Origin of the sequence: Salmonella sp. NW884 (assembly GCF_051700745.1) — a bacterium.
Classification (GTDB): domain Bacteria; phylum Pseudomonadota; class Gammaproteobacteria; order Enterobacterales; family Enterobacteriaceae; genus Salmonella; species Salmonella enterica.
Map to the genome: position 1 here is coordinate 1 of NZ_JAMMDE010000008.1, position 21288 is coordinate 21288.

Here is a 21288-nt window from a genome sequence, read left to right on the forward strand (position 1 = left end):
CTGGTGGCGCTGCTGCTGCCGGACGCCGCGCCGCTGCTGGGGATGTTCTGCTTTGGCAATCTGATGCGCGAAAGCGGGGTGGTGGAGCGCCTGAGCGACACGGTGCAGAACGGGCTGATTAATATCGTGACCATCTTCCTCGGGCTTTCCGTTGGCGCGAAGCTGGTGGCGGACAAGTTCCTGCAACCGCAGACGCTGGGCATTCTGCTGCTGGGGGTGATTGCCTTTGGTATCGGGACTGCCGCCGGGGTGCTGATGGCGAAGCTGATGAACCTGTGCAGTAAGAACAAAATCAACCCGCTTATCGGTTCGGCGGGGGTCTCGGCGGTGCCGATGGCGGCCCGCGTATCGAACAAAGTGGGGCTGGAATCAGACCCGCAGAACTTCCTGCTGATGCACGCGATGGGCCCGAACGTGGCGGGGGTAATTGGCTCGGCCATTGCCGCGGGCGTGATGCTGAAATACGTGCTGGCAATGTAAATCTGTTCCTTTCCCGGAGGCGGCGCGTTGCGCCTGTCCGGGCTACCGGATTGCATGGATCTGTAGCCCGGACAGATGCGCAGCATCGCCTCCGGGAATGTCCCATAAGGAGACTTTGATGAATGAAACCATAGCATTTCGTCCGGAAGGCCGGGCATCGACAAAAGATGTGGTTGTCAATTACACGCTGGCGTCACTGGACGAGCTTGAACAACTGCACCCGGCGCTGAATCTGCTGGCGCACCCGTCAATCGTCCGTGGCAGCCATGATTTCTTTGTCCGTTGTTATGACGCGGGCATACAGCATGCGCAGGCCGGGGCGGCTGAAACGGTAGCGGTTTTGCCTGATTCGCTGCCACAAGAACGTCAAAGGAGCGGGTTGCTGTGTGCCGCAGCAGGTCGTCTGGATGCCCTGCGCCAGCCGCTGACGCACAATCGTTTATGTGACCTGGCCAGTCAGTTCTGTGCTGGCATGGCAGATGTTGACAGCGAAACCCGCAGCGGTTTTTATACCGTGCGCAGCATATCGCTGCCGGTTTACCGGCGGCTGTTGCGGGATCAACATTCTCACGGTGTCTGCCTGCAGCAGGCTCTGCTGCACCTGCTGGCCTGGAAGAGCGATTCTCCCTGGGCGCGGCAGCAGGCGCAGCGGCTGCTCTGGCAGGGCGGCGTGCTGGGCGATAAAGGTGAGTTTGCGCTTATGACGCTGGATGATGAACTGCGGGAGCGCCAGATTGAGTGGCCCGGGCTGTGGTCGCTGCTGGCCGTCACCGGGTTTCTGGCGAAATTCCCTGCCGGGCCGATATTTGCTGACTGAAAAATGAGGACTGCTGACAATTATCTGTTGTGTTGGCATTTCTGCGAGAGGCAGCTAGCGCTTTGACTGATTTACGAAATGAGAATATCAACAGATTACGTACTTTTTGTAGGTCCGTAGTTGGAACATTGCCACCTGGTTACACGTTGTCAGCAGCCTCAAGCGTGGATGGTTCCACGCTTTTTTTGTCTATGGAAAACCCCCAGCCAGGCCCTGTCTCTTGATCAGGAGGTCTGATCAAGAGACAGGGCTATGCCGGAGGATATTTATTGGAAACCGATGAGATAGCCCACCGTGTCACCAATCGAAATATAAATAAATATATAACGAAATAATTCGGCGCTATAATTCTCCTCTGATTAATAACGTAGCCCGAACCATGACCTGTCAGGACAAATCACTTTTAGCCCCCGGTCTCGCTTCCACGCCCGTCATTCCGCGCTATCGCCAGATCATACGCAAACGGGCTGTGCTCATGTTAGCTATTGCGCTGGCGATGATGGCTTCACTGATGGTGGATGTAACCTGTGGGTCTTCTGGTTTACCGCTCAGTGCGCTGTGGCAGGCGCTTTTCCAGCCGGAAAAGGTGAATGCGGGCATACACGTTATTGTCTGGGATATTCGTTTACCCTATGCCCTGATGGCGCTGCTGGTAGGCATGGCGTTAGGGTTAGCGGGCGCCGAAATGCAAACCATTTTAAATAATCCGCTGGCGACGCCGTTTACCCTCGGCGTATCGTCCGCGGCGGCTTTTGGCGCTGCGCTGGCGATTGTGTTGGGGATCGGTATTCCCGGTATTCCTGCTGCCTGGTTTATCCCGGCCAATGCGTTCATCTTTGCGCTTTTATCCGCGTTACTCCTGGACGGTATTACCCGTTGGACAGGCGTCGCCGCATCCGGAGTGGTATTGTTCGGTATTGCGCTGGTATTCACCTTTAACGCGTTGGTCGCCATTATGCAGTTTGTGGCTGATGAAGATACGCTGCAGGGGCTGGTATTCTGGACGATGGGGAGCCTGGTCCGCGCGTCGTGGGAAAAATTGGGCGTACTGGCCGTGGTGTTTATTGCTGTGCTTTTTTGCGCGTTACGAAGCGCCTGGCAACTCACGGCATTACGTCTGGGCGAAGAGAGGGCGATGAGCTTTGGGGTTCATGTCCGCCGTTTACGCCTGCTGTCATTGTTGCGTATCAGCTTGTTATCAGCGCTGGCGGTAGCTTTCGTCGGGCCGATTGGTTTTATTGGTCTCGTTGCACCGCACATTGCGCGAATACTTTTGGGGGAAGATCACCGTTTCTACCTTCCGGGCAGCGTGCTGATAGGCGGGCTGGTGTTATCGCTGGCCTCTATTGCGGCGAAAAATAGTATTCCGGGCGTCATGGTGCCGGTGGGGATTGTCACCTCGCTGGTCGGGGTTCCGTTCTTTTTAAGCATTGTATTGCGACATCGGGGGAGTCTCTGATGCGCGGGTTAATGCTCCGCTCATTTAGCGCCGGCTATTCCACTCAGCCGGTTATTGCAGATCTCAACGTTCCCTTACTGCCGCGCGGGAAAATTACCATTTTGCTGGGGCCGAACGGCTGTGGTAAATCGACGTTACTACGTTCGCTGGCCGGGCTGAATAACGCCGACGGCGAGGCGCTGCTTGATGGCGAAGATCTCATGTCGTTATCGTTTGCCGAGCGGGCGCAGAAAGTTGTATTTTTGCCGCAGTCATTACCGCAGGGCGTACATCTGCATGTACTGGAGTCGATTATCGTGGTACTGCGGGCATCAGGCGGCAGAGACAATGCGCAGGGCAGAGCGCAGATACTGGCTATCCTTGAGCAATTGGGCATAACGCATCTGGCGTTGCAGTATCTCGACCAGCTTTCCGGCGGTCAGCGGCAGTTAGTGGGTCTGGCGCAATCGCTGATTCGTCGCCCTGAACTTCTGTTGCTGGATGAGCCGCTCAGCGCGCTGGATTTAAACTATCAGTTTCACGTAATGGATCTCGTGCGTCGGGATACCCAGGCGCAAAATAGGGTGACGATAGTCGTGGCGCATGACATTAATATTGCACTGCGTCATGGTGACCATGTCCTGATGCTAAAAGACGGCAGGCTGGTCGCCAGCGGCGCGCCGGAGACGGTGATTACTGCGGAGCGTCTGGCTGAAGTGTACCGGGTACGAGGACGCGTGGAGCGCTGTTCGCAGGGGAAATTGCAGGTGGTGCTGGACGGCGTGATCGCTGTTTAAGACATATTGCCTGATGGCGCTGCGCTTATCCGGCCTACCCATTGCTCGTAGGCCGGATACGGCAGTTATACCGCCATCCGGCAAAGGTGATTACTTCGCTTTACCCTGATTCGCCACGGCAGCCGCTTTCGCAGCGATCTCGTCAGCGTTGCCCAGATAGTAATGTTTGATCGGCTTGAAGTTTTCGTCGAACTCATACACCAGCGGCACGCCGGTCGGGATGTTTAACTCAAGGATCTCATCTTCACTCATGTTATCCAGGTATTTCACCAGCGCACGCAATGAGTTACCGTGAGCGGCGATGATCACGCGCTCACCGCTCTTCATACGCGGCAGGATGGTGTCGTTCCAGTAAGGAATAACGCGGTCGATGGTCAGCGCCAGACTTTCGGTCAACGGCAGCTCTTTCTCGCTCAGTTTGGCATAACGTGGATCGTGACCCGGATAACGCTCATCATCTTTGGTCAGTTCCGGCGGCGTCACGGCAAAACCGCGGCGCCACTGCTTAACCTGCTCGTCACCATATTTTTCGGCCGTTTCCGCTTTATTCAGCCCCTGCAACGCGCCATAGTGACGTTCATTGAGTTTCCAGGATTTTTCCACCGGCAGCCACGCCTGATCCAGTTCATCCAGTACGTTCCACAGCGTATGGATAGCGCGTTTCAGTACGGAAGTGTAGGCAAAATCAAAGCTGAAACCTTCTTCTTTTAGCAGTTTACCCGCTGCTTTTGCTTCGCTTACGCCTTTTTCAGACAGGTCAACATCATACCAGCCGGTGAAACGATTCTCTTTGTTCCATTGACTTTCACCGTGACGTACCAGAACCAGCTTAGTTACAGCCATACTCTCACTCCTATAAATCATATGTAATGATAATAATTCTCATTATATTGCCGCGAGGTGTTGGCGGCAATGCTTACGCATAACCATAGCGAAAATAGTGGCGCAGTGTAAGGTTCTTGTGAACTCAGAGTTGCGATTTTGTCTTTAAGTGGTGGAGGTTTGAGCAGGGCAATGGCGCGTAGGCCCGATAAGCTTGCGTCATCGGGCATGTAGCGGCATATCGTTAGAACGGAATAAACTGATACTCGGTCAGGCTGGCGTACTCCTCGCCAGGGCGAAGTATACAGTCAGGCTGCGGCCATTCAGGATGATTCGGGCTGTCCGGCAGCAGTTCGCTTTCCAGCGCCAGCCCTTGCCAGTCGGCATAAGGTTCCGGCCCGCGGGAAGGCGTACCCGCCAGATAATTGCCGGAATAAAACTGTAGCGCCGGGGCGGTGGTGTAAACCATCATTTGTAGCTTTCCATCCTGTGACCACAGACGGGCCGCCGGCTTTTTGCCATCACCCTGCGTCTGTAGCAGGAAAGCATGATCGTAGCCTTTAACCTTGCGCTGATCGTCATCGGCGAGAAACTCGCTGGCAATGACTTTTGGCATCCGGAAGTCAAACGAGGTATTGGCCACCGATTTTAGCCCCTGGCGTGGAATACCGGATTCATCTACCGGCAGATACTCATCCGCCAGAATTTGCAGCTTATGTTGGCGCACGTCGGTCCGATCGCCGTCCAGATTAAAATAGACGTGGTTGGTCAAATTCACCGGACAGGGTTTATCGACCGTTGCCCGGTAGGTGATGGAGATTCTATTGTCATCGGTCAGACGATATTGCGCCGTGGCGCAAAGATGGCCGGGAAAGCCCTGGTCGCCGTCATCAGAGGTAAGCGCGAATAATACCTGGCGATCGTTTTGGTTCACAATTTGCCAGCGGCGCTTGTCAAAGCCTTCCGGTCCGCCGTGTAGCTGGTTCTCGCCCTGGCTTGGGCTTAACTGTACGGTTTCGCCGGCAAACGTATAGCGGCTATTGGCGATACGGTTCGCGTAACGGCCAATAGAGGCGCCGAGGAATGACGTCTGTTCAGGGTAGTGTTCCGGGCTGGCGCAGCCCAGCAATGCTTCCCGAACGCTGCCGTCAGACAGCGGAATACGGGCGGAAAGAAGAGTGGCTCCCCAGTCCATCAGCGTTACCACCATCCCTGCGCTGTTGCGCAGGGTTAGCAGGCGGTACGGTTGACCATCGGGGGCCAGTGCGGGCGTTTCATTTAGCACTGTCCTGCTCCTTGTGACGGTTTGCATACATAAAAGGTTTCTTTGATTCCGGTTTTCGCTTCGTACTGTTGCGCAACGGCCTGCTGCACAGCGGGAACCAGATCTTCCGGGATCAGCGCGACAACACAGCCGCCGAAGCCGCCGCCGGTCATGCGCACGCCGCCTTGATCGCCGATGGTCGCTTTGACGATGTCTACCAGCGTGTCTATCTGCGGGACGGTAATTTCGAAATCATCGCGCATTGAGGCATGGGACTCCGCCATCAGTTGGCCCATACGTTGCAAATCACCTTTCTCCAGCGCGCTTGCCGCTTCAACGGTGCGCGCATTTTCGCTCAATACATGGCGAACGCGTTTTGCGACTACCGGGTCCAGTTCGCTGGCAACGGCATTGAACGCCTCAAGGCTGACATCGCGCAGGGCCGGCTGCTGGAAGAAACGGGCGCCGGTTTCGCACTGTTCACGGCGGGTATTATACTCGCTGCCCACCAGCGTGCGCTTAAAGTTACTGTTGATGATCACCACGGCGACGCCTTTCGGCATGGAAACCGCTTTGGCGCCGAGCGTACGGCAATCAATCAGCAACGCATGATCTTTTTTGCCGAGCGCAGAGATGAGCTGATCCATAATGCCGCAGTTACAGCCAACAAACTGGTTCTCGGCCTCTTGTCCGTTGAGCGCAATTTGCGCGCCGTCCAGCGGCAGGTGATAAAGCTGCTGGAAGACGGTGCCCACCGCCACTTCCAGCGAGGCGGAGGAGCTTAACCCGGCGCCCTGCGGCACATTGCCGCTGATGACCATATCCACGCCGCCAAACGCGTTATTACGCTGTTGCAGGTGTTTCACTACGCCGCGCACATAGTTAGACCACTGCTGGCTATCGTGGGTCACGATCGGCGCATCCAGTGAAAATTCGTCCACCTGATTGTCGTAATCGGCGGCAATCACCCGTACGGTACGATCGTCGCGCGGCGCACAGCTAATTACGGTCTGGTAATCGATAGCGCAGGGCAGAACAAAACCATCATTGTAATCAGTGTGCTCGCCGATCAGATTGACGCGGCCTGGCGCCTGAATCGTGTGGGTGGCAGGGTAGCCGAAAATTTCAGCAAACAGCGCGCGCGTTTTCTCTTTCAGATTCATTTTTATACTCCGGATTCGCGAAAATGGATGTCGCTGACCGCGCGCAGGCGTTCAGCCGCTTGTTCTGCGGTTAAATCACGCTGGGTTTCCGCCAGCATTTCATAGCCGACCATAAATTTACGGACGGTCGCAGAGCGCAGCAGCGGCGGATAAAAGTGTGCGTGCAACTGCCAGTGTGCGTTTTCTTCACCGTTAAACGGCGCGCCGTGCCAGCCCATTGAGTAGGGGAAGGAACACTGAAACAGGTTGTCATAACGACTGGTCAGCTTTTTCAACGCCAGCGCCAGAGAGTCGCGCTGCTCGTCGCTTAAATCGGTAATGCGCAGGACATGCGTTTTGGGTAACAGTAGCGTTTCGAACGGCCACGCCGCCCAGTAAGGCACCACCGCCAGCCAGTGTTCGGTTTCGACCACGGTGCGGCTGCCGTCCGCCAGTTCTCGCTGGACATAATCCACCAGCATTGGCGAGCGCTGCTCGGCGAAGTAGGCTTTTTGTAAACGATCTTCGCGTTCGGCCTCATTCGGCAGGAAGCTGTTGGCCCAGACCTGTCCATGCGGATGCGGGTTCGAACAGCCCATCGCCGCGCCTTTATTTTCAAAGACCTGCACCCACGGATAGGTTTTGCCTAACTCGGCGGTCTGCGTCTGCCAGGTTCTGACGATTTCCGTCAGCGCGGGCAGGCTCAACTCCGGCAGCGTTTTACTGTGATCGGGAGAAAAGCAGATCACGCGGCTGGTGCCGCGCGCGCTCTGACAGCGCATCAGCGGATCGTGGCTGTCCGGCGCATCCGGCGTATCGGCCATCAGCGCCGCGAAATCGTTAGTAAAGACGTAAGTCCCTTTGTAATCGGGATTTTTATCGCCGGTGACACGCGTATTGCCCGCACACAGGAAGCAGTCCGGATCGTGGGCCGGCAGCATTTGCTGAGACGGCGTTTCCTGCGCCCCCTGCCAGGGGCGTTTTGCGCGATGCGGTGAAACCAGAACCCACTGGCCGGTAAGCGGGTTATAACGGCGATGCGGATGATCGATGGGATTAAATGGGGTCATAACAACGTCCTTAATCTGGGTATCCCTGCGGATGGCGTGACTGCCAGTGCCAGGTGTCCTGCGCCATTTCGTCAAGCGTGCGGGTGACGCGCCAGTTCAGCTCGCGATCGGCTTTGCTGGCATCCGCCCAATACGCCGGGAGATCGCCGTCGCGACGCGGCGCGAAGTGGTAATTAATGGGTTTACCGCAGGCTTTACTAAAGGCGTTGACCACATCCAGGACGCTACTGCCGACACCCGCGCCGAGGTTATAAATATGTACGCCGGATTTGTCCGCCAGTTTTTCCATCGCCACGACGTGCCCGTCGGCTAAGTCCATAACGTGAATGTAATCGCGTACGCCGGTGCCATCCTCGGTCGGGTAATCGTTGCCGAAAACGGCGAGCGATTCGCGACGACCCACGGCGACCTGGGCGATATAGGGCATCAGGTTATTCGGAATACCTTGCGGATCTTCTCCCATGTCGCCCGACGGGTGCGCGCCGACCGGGTTGAAATAACGCAGCAGCGCAATACTCCACTCCGGCTGGGCTTTTTGCAGATCGGTGAGGATCTGTTCTACCATCAATTTACTTTTGCCGTAGGGGCTTTGCGGCGTGCCGGTAGGAAAACTTTCGACGTAAGGAATTTTGGGCTGATCGCCATAAACGGTGGCAGAGGAGCTAAAAATAAGGTTTTTAACGTTGGCCGCACGCATGGCGCTGACCAACCGCAGCGTACCGTTGACGTTGTTGTCATAGTACTCCAGCGGCCTGGCGACCGATTCGCCGACGGCTTTCAGGCCGGCAAAGTGAATCACGGTATCAATCGCGTGATCGTGCAGAATTTCGGTTATAAGCGCTTCGTTGCGAATATCGCCTTCGACAAAGGTCGGGTGCTTACCGCCCAGACGTTCAATCACGGGCAGCACGCTGCGCTTGCTGTTGCAGAGGTTATCGAGGATGACGACGTCATGACCATTTTGCAGCAACTGTACGCAGGTATGACTTCCAATGTAACCGCTACCACCTGTAACCAATACTCTCATAATTCGCTCCGTTAAGCCTATGGTATGGAATAACCATAGCATAACAAAGATGCGAAAAGTGTGACATGTAATAAATTAGTGGAATCGTTTACACGCTGGTGATTTTACGCATTTATATCAATTAAATGATTACAAATCATCTGGCTTGAGAATGCTTCTGCTTTTTATCCGAAAAAAAGGCGCGTTACGCGCCTGGGAATGAAACGGACGGGGCAGGAGCTGTCAGTCTTTTTTACGCGAGAGTAACTTCCTGGCGAGCGCCCCGACAGCGACGACGCCGATGGCGGTCACTTTCCAGAATTTAAGTAACGCGATACCGAGCATAGCAAGCAGCCCTACTTTCTTGGCCGCGATACCGCCAATCAGCGCGGCGAGCCCATACTCCGCTATTTTGTCCGTTGATTCGTTGAAGTCAGCGTAGCGTTGTCCAGAGTTGAACTTGACGGAACTGAGAATTCTTTTCGCCAGAGGGATTTCGTGGTCAACAGAACCTCTGTCGGTCACCAGATTTAAAGAAAAATAACCTTCACGTCCCAGCAGATAGGTGTTGTAGTTCACGCCTTGTTCATTCAGTGGTTCGTTGGTGCCGATATCATGGATGGCGGCGGACCAGATCAGACGATGATTGGTTGCATCGTAGGTAGGCTTCTCGATCCAGCCAATAATTTCTATCGGCTCAATGCCTTTTGCAATACGATCTTTATTCGCTTCTTTTGTGCCTTTGCGCAGGTTATCCATTAATTCATCGGCATCCCAGTTTTTTGCATCGTCATCTTTTACATAACCAGAATCATCATATTCGATAGAAATAAATCCATTCATTTCCTTTTTAAATACGAGACCGTAAAAATATTCATCGTCAACATAGTTACCAATTTCACGCATAAATACCGCCGCTTCTTTTGCGGGTATCCAGGTAAATCCTTCCGGCAGATTAAGCGTGGCTTTATCACCTAAACTAATTTTTGTCGGACCCGCAACGGCGGCGCGACTCATGCCTTCAACAGCGACCTCAACGGCGGTTTTACGCGCTTCCTGCGCAGCGGTCGGCTTTTGCTCAGCATAACTGCCGGGGCAAAATAACATGGCTGCCAGTAAAAATAGTATTATTTGTGGAAAACGAAAAGCCATAATGAATCCCTTATATTCACATACGACATCATTGTCGAAAATTTCAGGATTATTATGACAATGAGGCGGTCAGCGATTCAAGAGATAGTAAGCTTATCGACAGTTATTATTATTCTTAATAAAAGGAGAGTGGTTCCAGAATGGCGCGCGGCGCCATTCTGATAATACATTTAATTATTGCATCGTCCGGAAACGTACTTATAACATTCGCCCTCTGGTACAAATTCCAGCCGGTGGGTAATACAGGCAGGCGCATCCTCTGCATGATGGGAAACGAACAGCAGTTGGGTCTCTCCCTGGCGAATTAATACATCTACAAAACGGCGTACCAGTTGGCGGTTCAGCGGGTCCAACCCTTGCAGCGGCTCATCCAGAATCAACACTGTCGGATGCTTAACCAGCGCGCGCACGATCAGCGCCAGCCGCTGCTGTCCCCAGGAGAGACTGTGGAAGGGGGCATCCGCCGTACGCTTATCGATTCCCAGAATATCCAGCCACTGTTGCGCCAGTTTTCGTTGCCTGTCTGAAACGGCCTGGTAAATGCCGATAGAATCGAAATAGCCGGAGAGAATGACATTGCGTACCGTGGTACTGACGCGGTAATCCAGATGTAAACTGCTGCTGACGTAGCCGATATGTTTTTTGATATCCCAGATTGTTTCGCCGCTTCCTCGCCGCCGCCCGAACAGCGTAAGATCGTTGCTGTAGCCTTGCGGATGATCGCCAGTAATAAGGCTAAGCAACGTAGACTTACCCGCTCCGTTAGGACCGACGATCTGCCAGTGTTCGCCTGGATTTACTCGCCAGCTTAGGTGGTGGAGGATAGGGCGATCGTTATACGAGACTACGCCATCGTTAAGTACGATCCGTGGTTCGCCATCGGGTAACGCATGGCGGGCGGAAGGTTCGTCCGGTTCGGGTAATTGTACGTCGGTCAGACGCTCGCTGTGCGCGAGTTGAGCGACCAACGCCCGTTGCAGCAACTCTGTCGTCGTTCCGGTCTCCGCCAGCGTACAGTCGGCAAGCACGCCGGCAAACTGCACGAAGTCCGGGATTTCATCAAAACGGTTGAGTACCAGCGCCAGGGTCATACCCGCCTGGTTCAACGCCGTCAGGCGTTGCGCCAGTTGGTGACGGGCGGCCACGTCAAGCCCGTCGAACGGTTCATCAAGGATCAATAACTCCGGCTCAGACATCAGCGCCTGACACAGCAGCGCTTTTCGCGTCTCGCCGGTAGAAAGGTATTTAAAACGCCTGTTGAGTAAAGCGGAAATGCCGAACTGCTGCGCCAGCATCGCACAGCGGGCAGGATGGTGAACTTCATCCTGAATAATTTCCGCGGTAGTGCGCCCGGTATCGTCTTCGCCAGGACTGAGCATATCGGTGTTATTACGTTGCCACTCATCGCTGACCAGCTTTTGCAATTGTTCAAAGGACAGACGAGTAATGCGGGTAAACCGACACTGGCGCTCGCCTGTTAATAACGGCAGTTCACCCGCCAGCGCGCGGGCGAGCGCCGACTTCCCGCTCCCGTTAGCCCCAACGAATGCCCAGCTATCGCCCGCATTGAGCGTCAGCGAATCCAGATGAAGTGTTTTTGTATCGCTCAGACGAAACGTGCCTTGCGAAATTTGCAACGATGACATTTTGCATCCCATTTTTTGCAGCGATGAATGACAGGGATACGTCTTTCGGCAACGGATGTCAATGTGCTTAGCACAACGTTGCAATAATCACTCTGTCCGCATTAAACCAGGCAATCACGTCATCGCCTTCCTTTAACGTGGCGGCATCCGCAGTCGGTATCGTGGCGCACAGCGTCTGGCCGTCCGGCAGCGCCATCAACACTTCACACTGTTCCGCGCCGCGCTCGATATGGCTGATCGTTCCCGACAACTGATTGTCAGCGGCGCGCGCAACGGCTGCATCCCGGGTAATGCCAACCCACGGCGCTTTTAGCAGGATCAGCACTTCTTTACCTTCCTCCAGGCCGAGACGCTCGCCGCTTTGCGCCGTCAGCGCGACTTTAAGCCGCGTTTTGCCGTCGGCCAGCAGCACATCGACATGCTGTTGCACCTGATCGCGATCGCGGGCGGTAATGGTGCCGAACCACTGATTTCGGGCGCTGGTTTGCAGTGAAAAGCGGGAAATAGCGGCCAGCAGACTGTCAAGCGGCAGGGCGTCATCGTCGCTTAACACATCGAACGCTTTTTGCTGAATTTGGCCCAGCAAATCGTAAAGCTGGATCAGACGCTGACCATAGCGGGTTAATACCGCGCCGCCGCCGCCTTTGCCGCCCGTTGCGCGCTCAACCAGCATATGTTCGCTAAGCTGGTTCATGTCGTTTATCGCATCCCAGGCGCTCTTATAGCTGATTCCCGCGTCTTTCGCGCCCTGACTAATAGAGCCGGAAAGCGCAATGTGTTTCAGCAGAGAGATACGTCGGGGATCGGCAAAAAGCTTTTGCTGAAGTTTCAGGGTAAGAAGGATTTCGGCCTGCATAACCAGCTCCTGGTAAAAAGACTATTGTGACTGAAAAGCGCGTCAGCGCAAAGCCGACCGCACAAAAGGGGAGTGCTTTTCTGTGTGATGCGGTTAAAATACAAAAAGGACTATATCTGGAGTTGCCCATGTTAGAGTTATTAAAAAGTCTGGTATTCGCCGTCATCATGGTACCGGTAGTGATGGCCATCATCCTCGGTCTGATTTACGGTCTGGGTGAGGTGTTCAACATTTTTTCCGGTATCGGTCAGAAAGACCAGTCCAGACAGAACCGCTGATTTCCCCAAACGCCCGCTCAGTCGGGCGTTTTTGTTACTCAAGATCCTGCTTTTCCTGCCGATATTTTCTGTGTTTAATCGTTAATGAGTATGAATAACCGCTGGGAAACCCCTGAGATTATCGTTATATTGTTGTTTACATAACGAAACGCACAAGGAGTTACAGATGGCGCATTCCTGGTTACGCCTGGTCGCAGGGGCAACATTATCTTTCGTCATCGCCGGTCATGCGCTGGCGGATGAAGGCAAGATCACCGTATTTGCCGCCGCGTCGCTAACGAACGCGATGCAAGACATTGCGGCAGAATATAAAAAAGAGAAAAATGTGGATGTGGTCTCCTCATTCGCCTCCTCTTCAACGCTGGCGCGGCAGATAGAAGCGGGCGCGCCGGCGGATCTGTTCATCTCTGCTGACCAGAAATGGATGGATTACGCAGCCGATAAAAAAGCGGTGGATACCACGACGCGCGAAACATTGCTTGGCAATAGCCTGGTGGTGGTGGCGCCGAAAGCCAGCGAGCAGAAACCGTTTACCATCGACAACAAAACGGACTGGATTCGTCTGCTGAACGGCGGACGTCTGGCAGTGGGCGATCCGCAACACGTACCGGCGGGAATTTATGCCAAAGAAGCGCTGCAAAAGTTGGGCGCATGGCAAACGCTTGAACCGAAACTGGCGCCGGGCGAGGATGTGCGCGGCGCGTTGGCGCTGGTCGAACGTAACGAAGCGCCTTTGGGCATTGTATACGGTTCTGATGCGGTCGCCAGCAAGGGGGTCAACGTGGTGGCGACGTTCCCGGAAGATTCACATAAAAAAGTGGAATACCCCATCGCTATCGTGGAGGGGCATAAAAATGCGACCGTCAGCGCGTTCTATGATTACCTGAAAGGACCGCAGGCCTCGGCAATCTTTAAACGTTATGGATTTACGACGAAGTAATGATACTGACCGATCCAGAATGGCAGGCTGTCCTTCTTAGCCTGAAAGTGTCTTCCCTGGCCGTGCTGTTTAGCCTGCCGTTTGGGATCTTTTTTGCCTGGTTACTGGTACGATGCCGGTTTCCGGGCAAAGCCTTACTTGATAGCGTCCTGCATCTGCCGCTGGTGCTGCCGCCGGTGGTGGTCGGCTATCTGCTGCTGGTGTCGATGGGGCGACGCGGGTTTATTGGCCAGTGGCTGTATGACTGGTTCGGTCTCACGTTTGCCTTTAGCTGGCGCGGCGCCGTGCTGGCGGCGGCGGTGATGTCCTTCCCGCTGATGGTGCGGGCCATTCGGCTGGCGCTGGAGGGGGTGGATATCAAGCTTGAACAGGCCGCCAGAACGCTGGGCGCCGGGCGCTGGCGCGTTTTTCTGACTATCACCTTACCGCTTACCCTGCCGGGCATTATTGTCGGTACGGTGCTGGCGTTTGCCCGTTCGCTTGGCGAATTTGGCGCGACCATTACCTTTGTTTCTAATATTCCGGGCGAAACCCGCACCATACCTTCCGCCATGTATACCTTGATTCAGACGCCTGGCGGGGAGAGCGCGGCGGCGAGGCTGTGCGTGATTTCGATTGTATTAGCGCTGATTTCGCTGTTGATTTCTGAATGGCTGGCGCGGATTAGCCGTGAACGGACGGGGCGCTAACCATGCTGGAGCTTAATTTTTCCCAGACGCTGGGAACGCACTGTTTAACCCTCAACGAAACGCTGCCAGCCAGTGGGATCACGGCTATCTTTGGCGTCTCCGGCGCGGGAAAAACCTCGCTGATTAATGCCATCAGCGGTTTGACTCGCCCGCAAAAAGGACGCATCGCGCTGAATGGCCGGGTGTTGCATGACGCGGAAAACGGTATCTGTTTAACGCCGGAAAAGCGCCGCATCGGTTATGTTTTCCAGGATGCGCGCCTGTTCCCCCATTACAAAGTACGCGGCAATTTGCGCTACGGCATGGCGAAAAGCATGACCGGCCAGTTTGATAAGCTGGTGTCGCTGCTGGGAATTGAAGCGTTGCTTGATCGCCTGCCGGGGAGCTTGTCTGGCGGAGAAAAACAGCGCGTAGCGATAGGCCGGGCATTGCTCACCGCCCCGGAGTTGCTGCTGTTGGACGAACCGTTGGCCTCGCTGGATATCCCGCGAAAACGCGAATTACTGCCGTACCTGCAACGGCTGGCGCGAGAAATCAATATTCCCATGCTGTATGTCAGCCATTCTCTCGATGAAATTCTCCACCTGGCGGATAAAGTCATGGTGCTGGAGGATGGACAGGTTAAAGCGTTTGGCCCGCTGGAGGAGGTCTGGGGAAGCAGCGTTATGCACCCGTGGCTGCCGAAAGAGCAACAGAGCAGTATTCTGAAAGTCAGCGTGCTGGAGCATCACCCGCATTATGCCATGACCGCTCTGGCGCTTGGCGACCAGCACCTGTGGGTAAATAAACTCAATCAGCCGCTGCAATCCACACTGCGTATTCGCATACAGGCGTCGGATGTCTCGCTGGTACTACAGCCGCCGCAGCAGACCAGTATCCGCAACGTATTGCGGGCAAAAGTGGCGAGTTGTTATGACGATAACGGACAGGTGGAAGTCCAGCTTGAGATAGGCGGCAGAACGCTGTGGGCGCGAATAAGCCCGTGGGCCAGGGATGAGCTGAATATCAAGCCTGGCCTGTGGCTTTACGCGCAGGTGAAAAGCGTTTCTATCACCGCCTGACTATAGCAGGTGGGTGTAAATAAATTTGGCGATGCTATCGGTAGTGTTATCGCCGATCACAACGTCAGCGCGCGCTTTCACCGCATCATCGGCGTTGCCCATCGCAACGCCGGTGCCTGCCGCCTCCAGCATACTGATGTCGTTGTAGTTATCGCCGAAAGCGATCACATTTTTCATTGACCCTCCCTGCGCTTCTATCCACTGGGTAAGGCGCTTGCCTTTACTGTTGCCTTTGCGCGCGATATCCACCTGATCGTGCCATGACCATTCGCACTCCAGGCCAAGCGCCTGTTCAACATGCTGACCGAACCGCTGTAGTCTGGGAATATCTTCATCGGTAAGCGCAAACTTCCACACGGCATTCACGTCGCGCGCCGCCTGCGCCAACGAAGAGACCTGTGTAAAGGTCGGACGTTGCTCCGGTGGCAAGGTCTGCGCCCACCGGGAGGTACGCACGACGTGACCGGTTGGGTGTTCGTAAAGCATAGCGTCATCAACATACATCAGGCCGTGAATCTGATGCTCATCCAGTAAATCAATCAACTGCAACGCTTTATCCACGGGCATAGGATCGGCATCCAGGACAGTTTTAGCTTGATAATCATACAAATAGGTGCCGTTGCAGCAAATAGCAGGTGTTTCCAGCGCCAGCGCCTGATAAAAAGGATGAATAGCAACGTGATGGCGACCAGTGACAATGATAAGTTGAAAGCCCGCCTCTTTGGCGCGTGATAGCGCGTCAAGCGAGGAGGGGAGTAAGGTTTTATGCGGGGTTAATAACGTTCCGTCTAAATCGAGGGCAATCACGCGTGCAGTCATAATTTTTTCCAGATTAAGAGTAATAATTCCGTCTGTCGGCATGGTACACCGGGACGGTAAGCAGACAAAATTCTGCGTCTGAATTCAGCATTCGCCGTCAAAAGCGACTACGTTAAGCTGTGTCCTGTTATTGCAGCTACATGCCATATGCAAAGGAGTATTCATGAAACAAACAGTCTATACCGCCAGCCCTGAGAGTCAGCAAATTCACGTCTGGAGCCTGAACCACGAAGGGACGCTGACGCTGGTGCAGGTCGTGGATGTGCCCGGTCAGGTTCAGCCGATGGTGGTCAGTCCGGATAAACGCTACCTCTATGTCGGCGTGCGCCCGGAGTTTCGTGTCCTGGCGTATCGTATTGCGCCGGATGATGGCGCGCTGACGTTTGCCGCCGAATCCGCCCTGCCGGGTAGCCCGACCCATATTTCTACCGATCATCATGGTCGTTTTGTCTTTGTCGGATCGTATAACGCCGGTAATGTCAGCGTGACGCGCTTACAGGATGGCCTGCCGGTTGAGCTGGTGGATGTGGTGGAGGGGCTGGACGGCTGCCACTCGGCAAATATTACGCCGGATAACCGTACCCTGTGGGTGCCTGCGCTAAAACAGGATCGCATTTGTCTGTTTACGCTAAGCGATGACGGCCATCTGGTGGCCCAGGAGCCGGCGGAAGTAAATACAGTTGAAGGGGCAGGCCCGCGTCATATGGTCTTCCACCCGAATCGACAATATGCGTATTGCGTCAATGAACTGAACAGTTCGGTGGATGTCTGGCAGCTTAAAAATCCGCATGGCGAGATAGAGTGCGTACAAACCCTGGATATGATGCCCGCCGATTTTTCCGATACCCGTTGGGCGGCGGATATTCATATTACGCCGGATGGACGGTATCTGTATGCCTGTGACCGCACCGCCAGTCTGATTACCGTCTTTAGTGTCTCCGAAGATGGCAGCGTACTGAGCGTTGAAGGCTTCCAGCCGACGGAAGCCCAACCGCGCGGCTTTAATATCGACAATAGCGGAAAATACCTGATTGCTGCGGGTCAAAAATCACATCATATCGCGGTCTATGAAATTACGGGCACTCAGGGGTTGCTGACGGAAAAAGGCCGTTATGCCGTCGGCCAGGGGCCAATGTGGGTTGTGGTGAACGCGTACTAAAGACGCCGTGTGCCGGAGGGCGGCGGGCTGGAGCTCATTAAGGCGGGATGCCTGATTAATTTCAATAAACATCGCTTGCAGTAAAACCACGGGCCGCCACATCTGCTGCGGCGGCCCGTTTATAAGCCTGAACCGGAACGGCGATTACTGCTTAGGTTCCGCTACCACTTTACTGCCTACACCGCGGTTGTTGTATTCCCACATGCGGTTGTAGTTAGTGTCGTTCAGATTACGCTGCACCTCGTCTTTGTCATCCACGGTTCCCGTATTTCCAGCAAACGGACGTTTCGAGATGACCGCGTCGGCCCACGGTTTGGCAACGTTGAAGCCCTCGTTAATCACGCTGTCGCGGATCACGACCTGACCGTTGGTGTTGGCGTCGACATCCAGCGAGCGGCCAAGCTGCGCAACGCCATCGCCGGAGGCGTTAAAGCGGCTGTTGATCGCCAAAAAGCCATAGTAAATATTGGACAGCGTCGCCGGGGCGAAGACGTAGGCTTCCTGCTGTGTGCGGGAGTTGACGACCTGGAAGTTGGTGTTATCGAACACCACGGCACCGCGTCCGGACACCATATCCACATCGCCTTCAATATAGCTGTTCGTCACCAGCGTACGCGGCTGGCGATCGGTTTGCAGACGGTTCTGCACGCCGCTGTTGGTCACAAAGAAGGTGTTCTGGCGGCCAAGGATATTGACCTTGTTAATCTGGACTTTGTCGCCATCGGTACGCAGCGCTATCGCCGGATGGTTTCCGGCATCGACGCTGTCGCCCAGCGTGTTCTCGATGGTCAGATTTTGTAGCTGCAGACCGTTATTCTGCGACCAGAACGCGGCAGAACACATCACACCGATCGTCGCGGCGTGTTTGCTTTGGCAGTTATCGAACATATACCAGGCGGGTTTACCAGGCATATATTTCCCGCCGGGATTCACCGCGCGGCGCCAGTCAGCGACACTCATTTCACCATCAATCGCCATCCCAATTTTCACATCGATCGGTTTTTCACCGGTCCCGTACAGGGTCAGACTTCCCGGCGCGGCGGGAACATACACGGTCCCCTGATAGTCGCCCGGCATAATAGCAATGTACTGGCGTTTGTTCGTGCGTTTAACCATTGCCGCATCGACCGCGGCCTGAATTGAGGTGTGCGTAACGCCTGGCGTACCCGCCGGCCCCACCACAAAGTCAGGCTGTGCGGGCAGGGTAATCGGCGACGGCGACCACGGGGCGGTATTCGGCGTCAGGGAGGCAAAATAGCGCGCCGCAACGAAGTTTTTCGCTTCATTTGCCGACAGAATTGGGCGCGAGGCGATGCCAGGCGCGGTTTGATCGGAAGGGATCTGATCGGGTGGCGTAGAGCTACAGGCGCTCAGCGTCACGCCAAAAGCCAGTGCCAGCGCCAGACGGGAAACCGATAATGTATTCACAGGTTGCTCCGGGCTTGAAAAAGTTAAATGACATCCATTGAAGCCTGCTTTTTTATACTAAGTTGAACGAAACGGGAAGGCGAAAAGGTAAAAAGTTCCTTTTCAGGCTGGAAACACCTGTAGCATCAGATAGTTTTATCACAATTAAGCAACAACTTTCGCGCTTTGAGTTGACAATCCGGAGCAGAAAGAAAATAAATGTCTATACAACTCATGACAGGCAAGAGAGCGACAGGAATGCGGCAACTTTTACCGGGCGATACTGTCTGGCGAAACATCAGGCTGGCGACAATGGACCCGCAGCGGCAAGCCCCGTACGGGCTGGTAGATAACCAGGCGCTGATTGTACGCGAAGGGCATATTTGCGATATCGTGCCAGAGACGCAGCTTCCTGTCAGCGGGGGCAATATCCATGATATGCAGGGACGACTGGTAACCCCGGGACTTATCGATTGCCACACGCATCTGGTGTTTGCCGGTAACCGCGCCGCAGAGTGGGAGCAGCGGCTTAACGGCGCGTCATACCAGCATATTAGCGCTCAGGGCGGCGGCATTAACGCGACGGTATCAGCAACCCGCGCCTGTGCGGAGGAGACGCTCTACCTGTTGGCGCGCGAACGCATGATGCGCCTTGCCAGCGAAGGCGTTACGCTGCTGGAGATTAAATCCGGCTATGGTCTGGAGCTGGCGACAGAAGAAAAGCTGTTGCGCGTCGCTGCAAAACTTGCCGCCGAAAACGCTATTGATATTAGCCCCACGCTATTGGCCGCTCATGCTACGCCAGCGGAGTATCGTGACGACCCGGACGGCTACATCACTCTGGTCTGCGAGACGATGATTCCGCAGCTCTGGCAAAAAGGGTTATTTGATGCGGTAGACCTCTTTTGCGAGAGCGTCGGCTTTAATGTGGCGCAGAGTGAGCGCGTGTTGCAGACGGCGAAGGCGTTAGGTATTCCCGTTAAAGGCCATGTTGAGCAGCTTTCGCTGTTGGGCGGCGCGCAGTTGTTGAGCCGTTATCAGGGTTTATCGGCGGATCATATCGAATATCTTGATGAAGCGGGCGTCGCGGCGATGCGTGACGGCGGTACTGTCGGCGTGTTGTTGCCCGGCGCGTTTTATTTTCTGCGCGAGACGCAGCGCCCGCCGGTGGAACTGCTGCGCCGCTATCAGGTGCCTGTCGCCGTCGCCAGCGATTTCAATCCCGGCACCAGCCCGTTTTGTAGTTTGCATCTGGCGATGAATATGGCCTGCGTACAGTTTGGTCTGACGCCGGAAGAGGCATGGGCGGGCGTTACGCGCCATGCCGCACGCGCGTTGGGAAGACAGGCGACGCATGGGCAGATCAGGGCCGGCTACCGGGCGGATTTTGTGGTGTGGGATGCTGAACAGCCGGTAGAGATTGTGTATGAGCCGGGGCGTAACCCTTTATATCAGCGGGTATACAGAGGACAAATCTCATGACGCAATGGTATCCGGCTTCTCCGGCGCTCTGGCAGGGGCGCGATGACAGTATAGAAGCGCCGGATGCGCGGCGTCTGTTTCAGACCGTCACGCGCAGCGAGACCTTTTCCCCCGAAAACTGGCAGCAAAAGATCGCGTTAATGGGATTTGCCTGCGACGAGGGGGTAAAACGCAATGCAGGCCGTCCCGGCGCGGCAGGAGCCCCGGATGCGTTGCGTAAAGCGCTGGCGAATATGGCCAGCCACCAGGGACATGAACGGCTGGTGGATTTAGGCAATTGGGTTGCGCCGACGCCCGATCTGGAAGGCGCGCAGCAGGCCTTGCGCGATGCGGTAAGCCGCTGTCTGCGGGCCGGGATGCGCACGCTGGTACTGGGCGGCGGGCATGAAACCGCGTTTGGACACGGCGCGGGGGTGCTGGATGCGTTTGCGCAGGAAAGCGTAGGGATCATTAATCTTGATGCGCATCTGGATCTCCGTCAGACCGACCGGGCAACATCCGGTACGCCGTTTCGTCAACTGGCGCAGCTATGCGACGCGCAGAGCCGCGCGTTTCATTATGCCTGTTTCGGCGTGAGCCGTGCGGCGAATACGCAGGCGTTGTGGCGGGAAGCGCAGTGGCGGAATGTTACCGTGGTGGAGGATCTTGACTGCCATGACGCGCTGGCGCAGATGACGCAGTTTATCGACAAGGTGGATAAAATTTATCTGACTATTGATCTCGACGTATTGCCTGTCTGGGAAATGCCGGCCGTCTCCGCTCCCGCAGCGCTGGGCGTGCCGCTGATACAGGTTCTGCGTTTAATTGAGCCGGTTTGCCGCAGCGGAAAATTACAGGCGGCGGATCTGGTTGAATTTAATCCACGCTTTGATGAAGATGGCGCAGCGGCGCGCGTGGCGGCGCGGCTTGGCTGGCAAATCGCGCACTGGTGGCGTTAATCTGTCATCCGGAAAACACTCTCCG

General features: G+C 55.2%; 21 protein-coding genes. 11 read left to right on the top strand and 10 right to left on the bottom strand.

The features are described from left to right. The 4 genes from NA197_RS16785 to NA197_RS16800 all read left to right on the top strand — a co-directional run. Positions 1 to 480: sodium ion-translocating decarboxylase subunit beta (locus tag NA197_RS16785; RefSeq protein ID WP_139375035.1), on the top strand; the 480-nt coding region annotated here is incomplete at its 5' end. A gap of 118 nt (positions 481 to 598) precedes the next feature. Next, a complete protein-coding gene (locus tag NA197_RS16790) occupies positions 599 to 1297 on the top strand; it encodes a triphosphoribosyl-dephospho-CoA synthase (RefSeq protein ID WP_001005991.1) in 699 nt (232 codons plus the stop codon). A gap of 379 nt (positions 1298 to 1676) precedes the next feature. Continuing rightward, entirely contained in the window at positions 1677 to 2756 is a 1080-nt protein-coding gene (locus tag NA197_RS16795; RefSeq protein WP_023181153.1) for a FecCD family ABC transporter permease, read from the top strand. Beyond that, the gene (locus NA197_RS16800) at positions 2756 to 3532 is read left to right on the top strand and encodes an ABC transporter ATP-binding protein (protein ID WP_001214710.1); all 777 of its coding nucleotides are present in this window, start codon (positions 2756 to 2758) and stop codon (positions 3530 to 3532) included. Before NA197_RS16795 ends, NA197_RS16800 begins: the two co-directional genes overlap by 1 nt. Before the next feature lie 90 nt (positions 3533 to 3622). Here NA197_RS16800 and gpmA read toward each other — a convergent pair whose 3' ends face one another. The 8 genes from gpmA to modE form a co-directional block, all read right to left on the bottom strand. Continuing rightward, positions 3623 to 4375 (bottom strand): 2,3-diphosphoglycerate-dependent phosphoglycerate mutase, encoded by a 753-nt coding sequence (gpmA, locus tag NA197_RS16805; RefSeq protein ID WP_000301554.1) that lies wholly within the window; start codon positions 4373 to 4375, stop codon positions 3623 to 3625. Between the two features lie 223 nt (positions 4376 to 4598). Then, positions 4599 to 5639: a galactose-1-epimerase gene (galM, locus tag NA197_RS16810; RefSeq protein WP_000931428.1), complete on the bottom strand. Its 1041-nt coding sequence runs from the start codon at positions 5637 to 5639 to the stop codon at positions 4599 to 4601. Further along, on the bottom strand, positions 5633 to 6781 hold the full coding sequence (gene galK / locus NA197_RS16815) for a galactokinase (RefSeq protein WP_001049364.1): 1149 nt from the start codon (positions 6779 to 6781) through the stop codon (positions 5633 to 5635). The genes galM and galK overlap by 7 nt, the downstream gene beginning before the upstream one ends. 2 nt (positions 6782 to 6783) lie before the next feature. Next, on the bottom strand, positions 6784 to 7830 hold the full coding sequence (galT, locus tag NA197_RS16820) for a galactose-1-phosphate uridylyltransferase (protein WP_000187473.1): 1047 nt from the start codon (positions 7828 to 7830) through the stop codon (positions 6784 to 6786). Between the two features lie 10 nt (positions 7831 to 7840). Next, positions 7841 to 8857, bottom strand: coding sequence for a UDP-glucose 4-epimerase GalE (gene galE / locus NA197_RS16825; RefSeq protein ID WP_001265465.1), 1017 nt, complete (start codon positions 8855 to 8857; stop codon positions 7841 to 7843). A 222-nt stretch (positions 8858 to 9079) separates the two neighbouring features. After that, entirely contained in the window at positions 9080 to 9988 is a 909-nt protein-coding gene (locus NA197_RS16830) for a DUF2167 domain-containing protein (protein ID WP_061372152.1), read from the bottom strand. A 170-nt stretch (positions 9989 to 10158) separates the two neighbouring features. Next, complete coding sequence (gene modF / locus NA197_RS16835) at positions 10159 to 11634, bottom strand: molybdate ABC transporter ATP-binding protein ModF (RefSeq protein WP_064043089.1); 1476 nt, start codon at positions 11632 to 11634, stop codon at positions 10159 to 10161. Between the two features lie 67 nt (positions 11635 to 11701). Next, entirely contained in the window at positions 11702 to 12490 is a 789-nt protein-coding gene (gene modE / locus NA197_RS16840; RefSeq protein ID WP_001147416.1) for a molybdenum-dependent transcriptional regulator, read from the bottom strand. A 128-nt stretch (positions 12491 to 12618) separates the two neighbouring features. Between modE and NA197_RS16845 the strand changes: the two genes are divergently transcribed. From NA197_RS16845 to modC, 4 genes are all read left to right on the top strand, one after another. After that, entirely contained in the window at positions 12619 to 12768 is a 150-nt protein-coding gene (locus NA197_RS16845) for an AcrZ family multidrug efflux pump-associated protein (protein ID WP_000891513.1), read from the top strand. A gap of 166 nt (positions 12769 to 12934) precedes the next feature. Further along, complete coding sequence (modA, locus tag NA197_RS16850; protein ID WP_000951416.1) at positions 12935 to 13708, top strand: molybdate ABC transporter substrate-binding protein; 774 nt, start codon at positions 12935 to 12937, stop codon at positions 13706 to 13708. Beyond that, a complete protein-coding gene (gene modB, locus NA197_RS16855) occupies positions 13708 to 14397 on the top strand; it encodes a molybdate ABC transporter permease subunit (RefSeq protein WP_000604026.1) in 690 nt (229 codons plus the stop codon). Before modA ends, modB begins: the two co-directional genes overlap by 1 nt. 2 nt (positions 14398 to 14399) lie before the next feature. Continuing rightward, positions 14400 to 15458, top strand: a complete 1059-nt coding sequence (gene modC / locus NA197_RS16860; protein ID WP_023243517.1) for a molybdenum ABC transporter ATP-binding protein ModC — start codon at positions 14400 to 14402, stop codon at positions 15456 to 15458. On the opposite strand, the gene NA197_RS16865 is transcribed toward modC, so the two are convergent. Next, on the bottom strand, positions 15459 to 16277 hold the full coding sequence (locus tag NA197_RS16865; RefSeq protein ID WP_023203951.1) for a pyridoxal phosphatase: 819 nt from the start codon (positions 16275 to 16277) through the stop codon (positions 15459 to 15461). It abuts the gene before it with no gap. A 163-nt stretch (positions 16278 to 16440) separates the two neighbouring features. Between NA197_RS16865 and pgl the strand changes: the two genes are divergently transcribed. Continuing rightward, positions 16441 to 17436 carry a 6-phosphogluconolactonase gene (gene pgl, locus NA197_RS16870; RefSeq protein ID WP_020839469.1) on the top strand — a complete coding sequence of 332 codons (996 nt, stop codon included), beginning with the start codon at positions 16441 to 16443 and terminating at the stop codon, positions 17434 to 17436. A gap of 144 nt (positions 17437 to 17580) precedes the next feature. On the opposite strand, the gene NA197_RS16875 is transcribed toward pgl, so the two are convergent. Then, the gene (locus tag NA197_RS16875; protein ID WP_064043090.1) at positions 17581 to 18864 is read right to left on the bottom strand and encodes a putative acyl-CoA thioester hydrolase; all 1284 of its coding nucleotides are present in this window, start codon (positions 18862 to 18864) and stop codon (positions 17581 to 17583) included. A gap of 237 nt (positions 18865 to 19101) precedes the next feature. Between NA197_RS16875 and hutI the strand changes: the two genes are divergently transcribed. After that, positions 19102 to 20325: an imidazolonepropionase gene (gene hutI / locus NA197_RS16880; protein WP_001616912.1), complete on the top strand. Its 1224-nt coding sequence runs from the start codon at positions 19102 to 19104 to the stop codon at positions 20323 to 20325. Beyond that, complete coding sequence (gene hutG / locus NA197_RS16885; protein ID WP_000195683.1) at positions 20322 to 21263, top strand: formimidoylglutamase; 942 nt, start codon at positions 20322 to 20324, stop codon at positions 21261 to 21263. Before hutI ends, hutG begins: the two co-directional genes overlap by 4 nt. Positions 21264 to 21288 lie beyond the last annotated feature (25 nt).

Excerpts from the sequence above, each read along its gene's own strand:
- NA197_RS16790 (WP_001005991.1), top strand. The coding sequence starts at position 599 with ATGAATGAAACCATAGCATTTCGTCCGGAAGGCCGGGCATCGACAAAA.
- galK (WP_001049364.1), bottom strand. The coding sequence starts at position 6,781 with ATGAATCTGAAAGAGAAAACGCGCGCGCTGTTTGCTGAAATTTTCGGC.
- hutI (WP_001616912.1), top strand. The coding sequence starts at position 19,102 with ATGCGGCAACTTTTACCGGGCGATACTGTCTGGCGAAACATCAGGCTG.
- pgl (WP_020839469.1), top strand. The coding sequence starts at position 16,441 with ATGAAACAAACAGTCTATACCGCCAGCCCTGAGAGTCAGCAAATTCAC.
- galE (WP_001265465.1), bottom strand. The coding sequence starts at position 8,857 with ATGAGAGTATTGGTTACAGGTGGTAGCGGTTACATTGGAAGTCATACC.
- modA (WP_000951416.1), top strand. The coding sequence starts at position 12,935 with ATGGCGCATTCCTGGTTACGCCTGGTCGCAGGGGCAACATTATCTTTC.
- modE (WP_001147416.1), bottom strand. The coding sequence starts at position 12,490 with ATGCAGGCCGAAATCCTTCTTACCCTGAAACTTCAGCAAAAGCTTTTT.
- NA197_RS16845 (WP_000891513.1), top strand. The coding sequence starts at position 12,619 with ATGTTAGAGTTATTAAAAAGTCTGGTATTCGCCGTCATCATGGTACCG.
- gpmA (WP_000301554.1), bottom strand. The coding sequence starts at position 4,375 with ATGGCTGTAACTAAGCTGGTTCTGGTACGTCACGGTGAAAGTCAATGG.
- modB (WP_000604026.1), top strand. The coding sequence starts at position 13,708 with ATGATACTGACCGATCCAGAATGGCAGGCTGTCCTTCTTAGCCTGAAA.
- NA197_RS16830 (WP_061372152.1), bottom strand. The coding sequence starts at position 9,988 with ATGGCTTTTCGTTTTCCACAAATAATACTATTTTTACTGGCAGCCATG.
- NA197_RS16795 (WP_023181153.1), top strand. The coding sequence starts at position 1,677 with ATGACCTGTCAGGACAAATCACTTTTAGCCCCCGGTCTCGCTTCCACG.
- modC (WP_023243517.1), top strand. The coding sequence starts at position 14,400 with ATGCTGGAGCTTAATTTTTCCCAGACGCTGGGAACGCACTGTTTAACC.
- galT (WP_000187473.1), bottom strand. The coding sequence starts at position 7,830 with ATGACCCCATTTAATCCCATCGATCATCCGCATCGCCGTTATAACCCG.
- NA197_RS16865 (WP_023203951.1), bottom strand. The coding sequence starts at position 16,277 with ATGACTGCACGCGTGATTGCCCTCGATTTAGACGGAACGTTATTAACC.
- NA197_RS16800 (WP_001214710.1), top strand. The coding sequence starts at position 2,756 with ATGCGCGGGTTAATGCTCCGCTCATTTAGCGCCGGCTATTCCACTCAG.
- modF (WP_064043089.1), bottom strand. The coding sequence starts at position 11,634 with ATGTCATCGTTGCAAATTTCGCAAGGCACGTTTCGTCTGAGCGATACA.
- hutG (WP_000195683.1), top strand. The coding sequence starts at position 20,322 with ATGACGCAATGGTATCCGGCTTCTCCGGCGCTCTGGCAGGGGCGCGAT.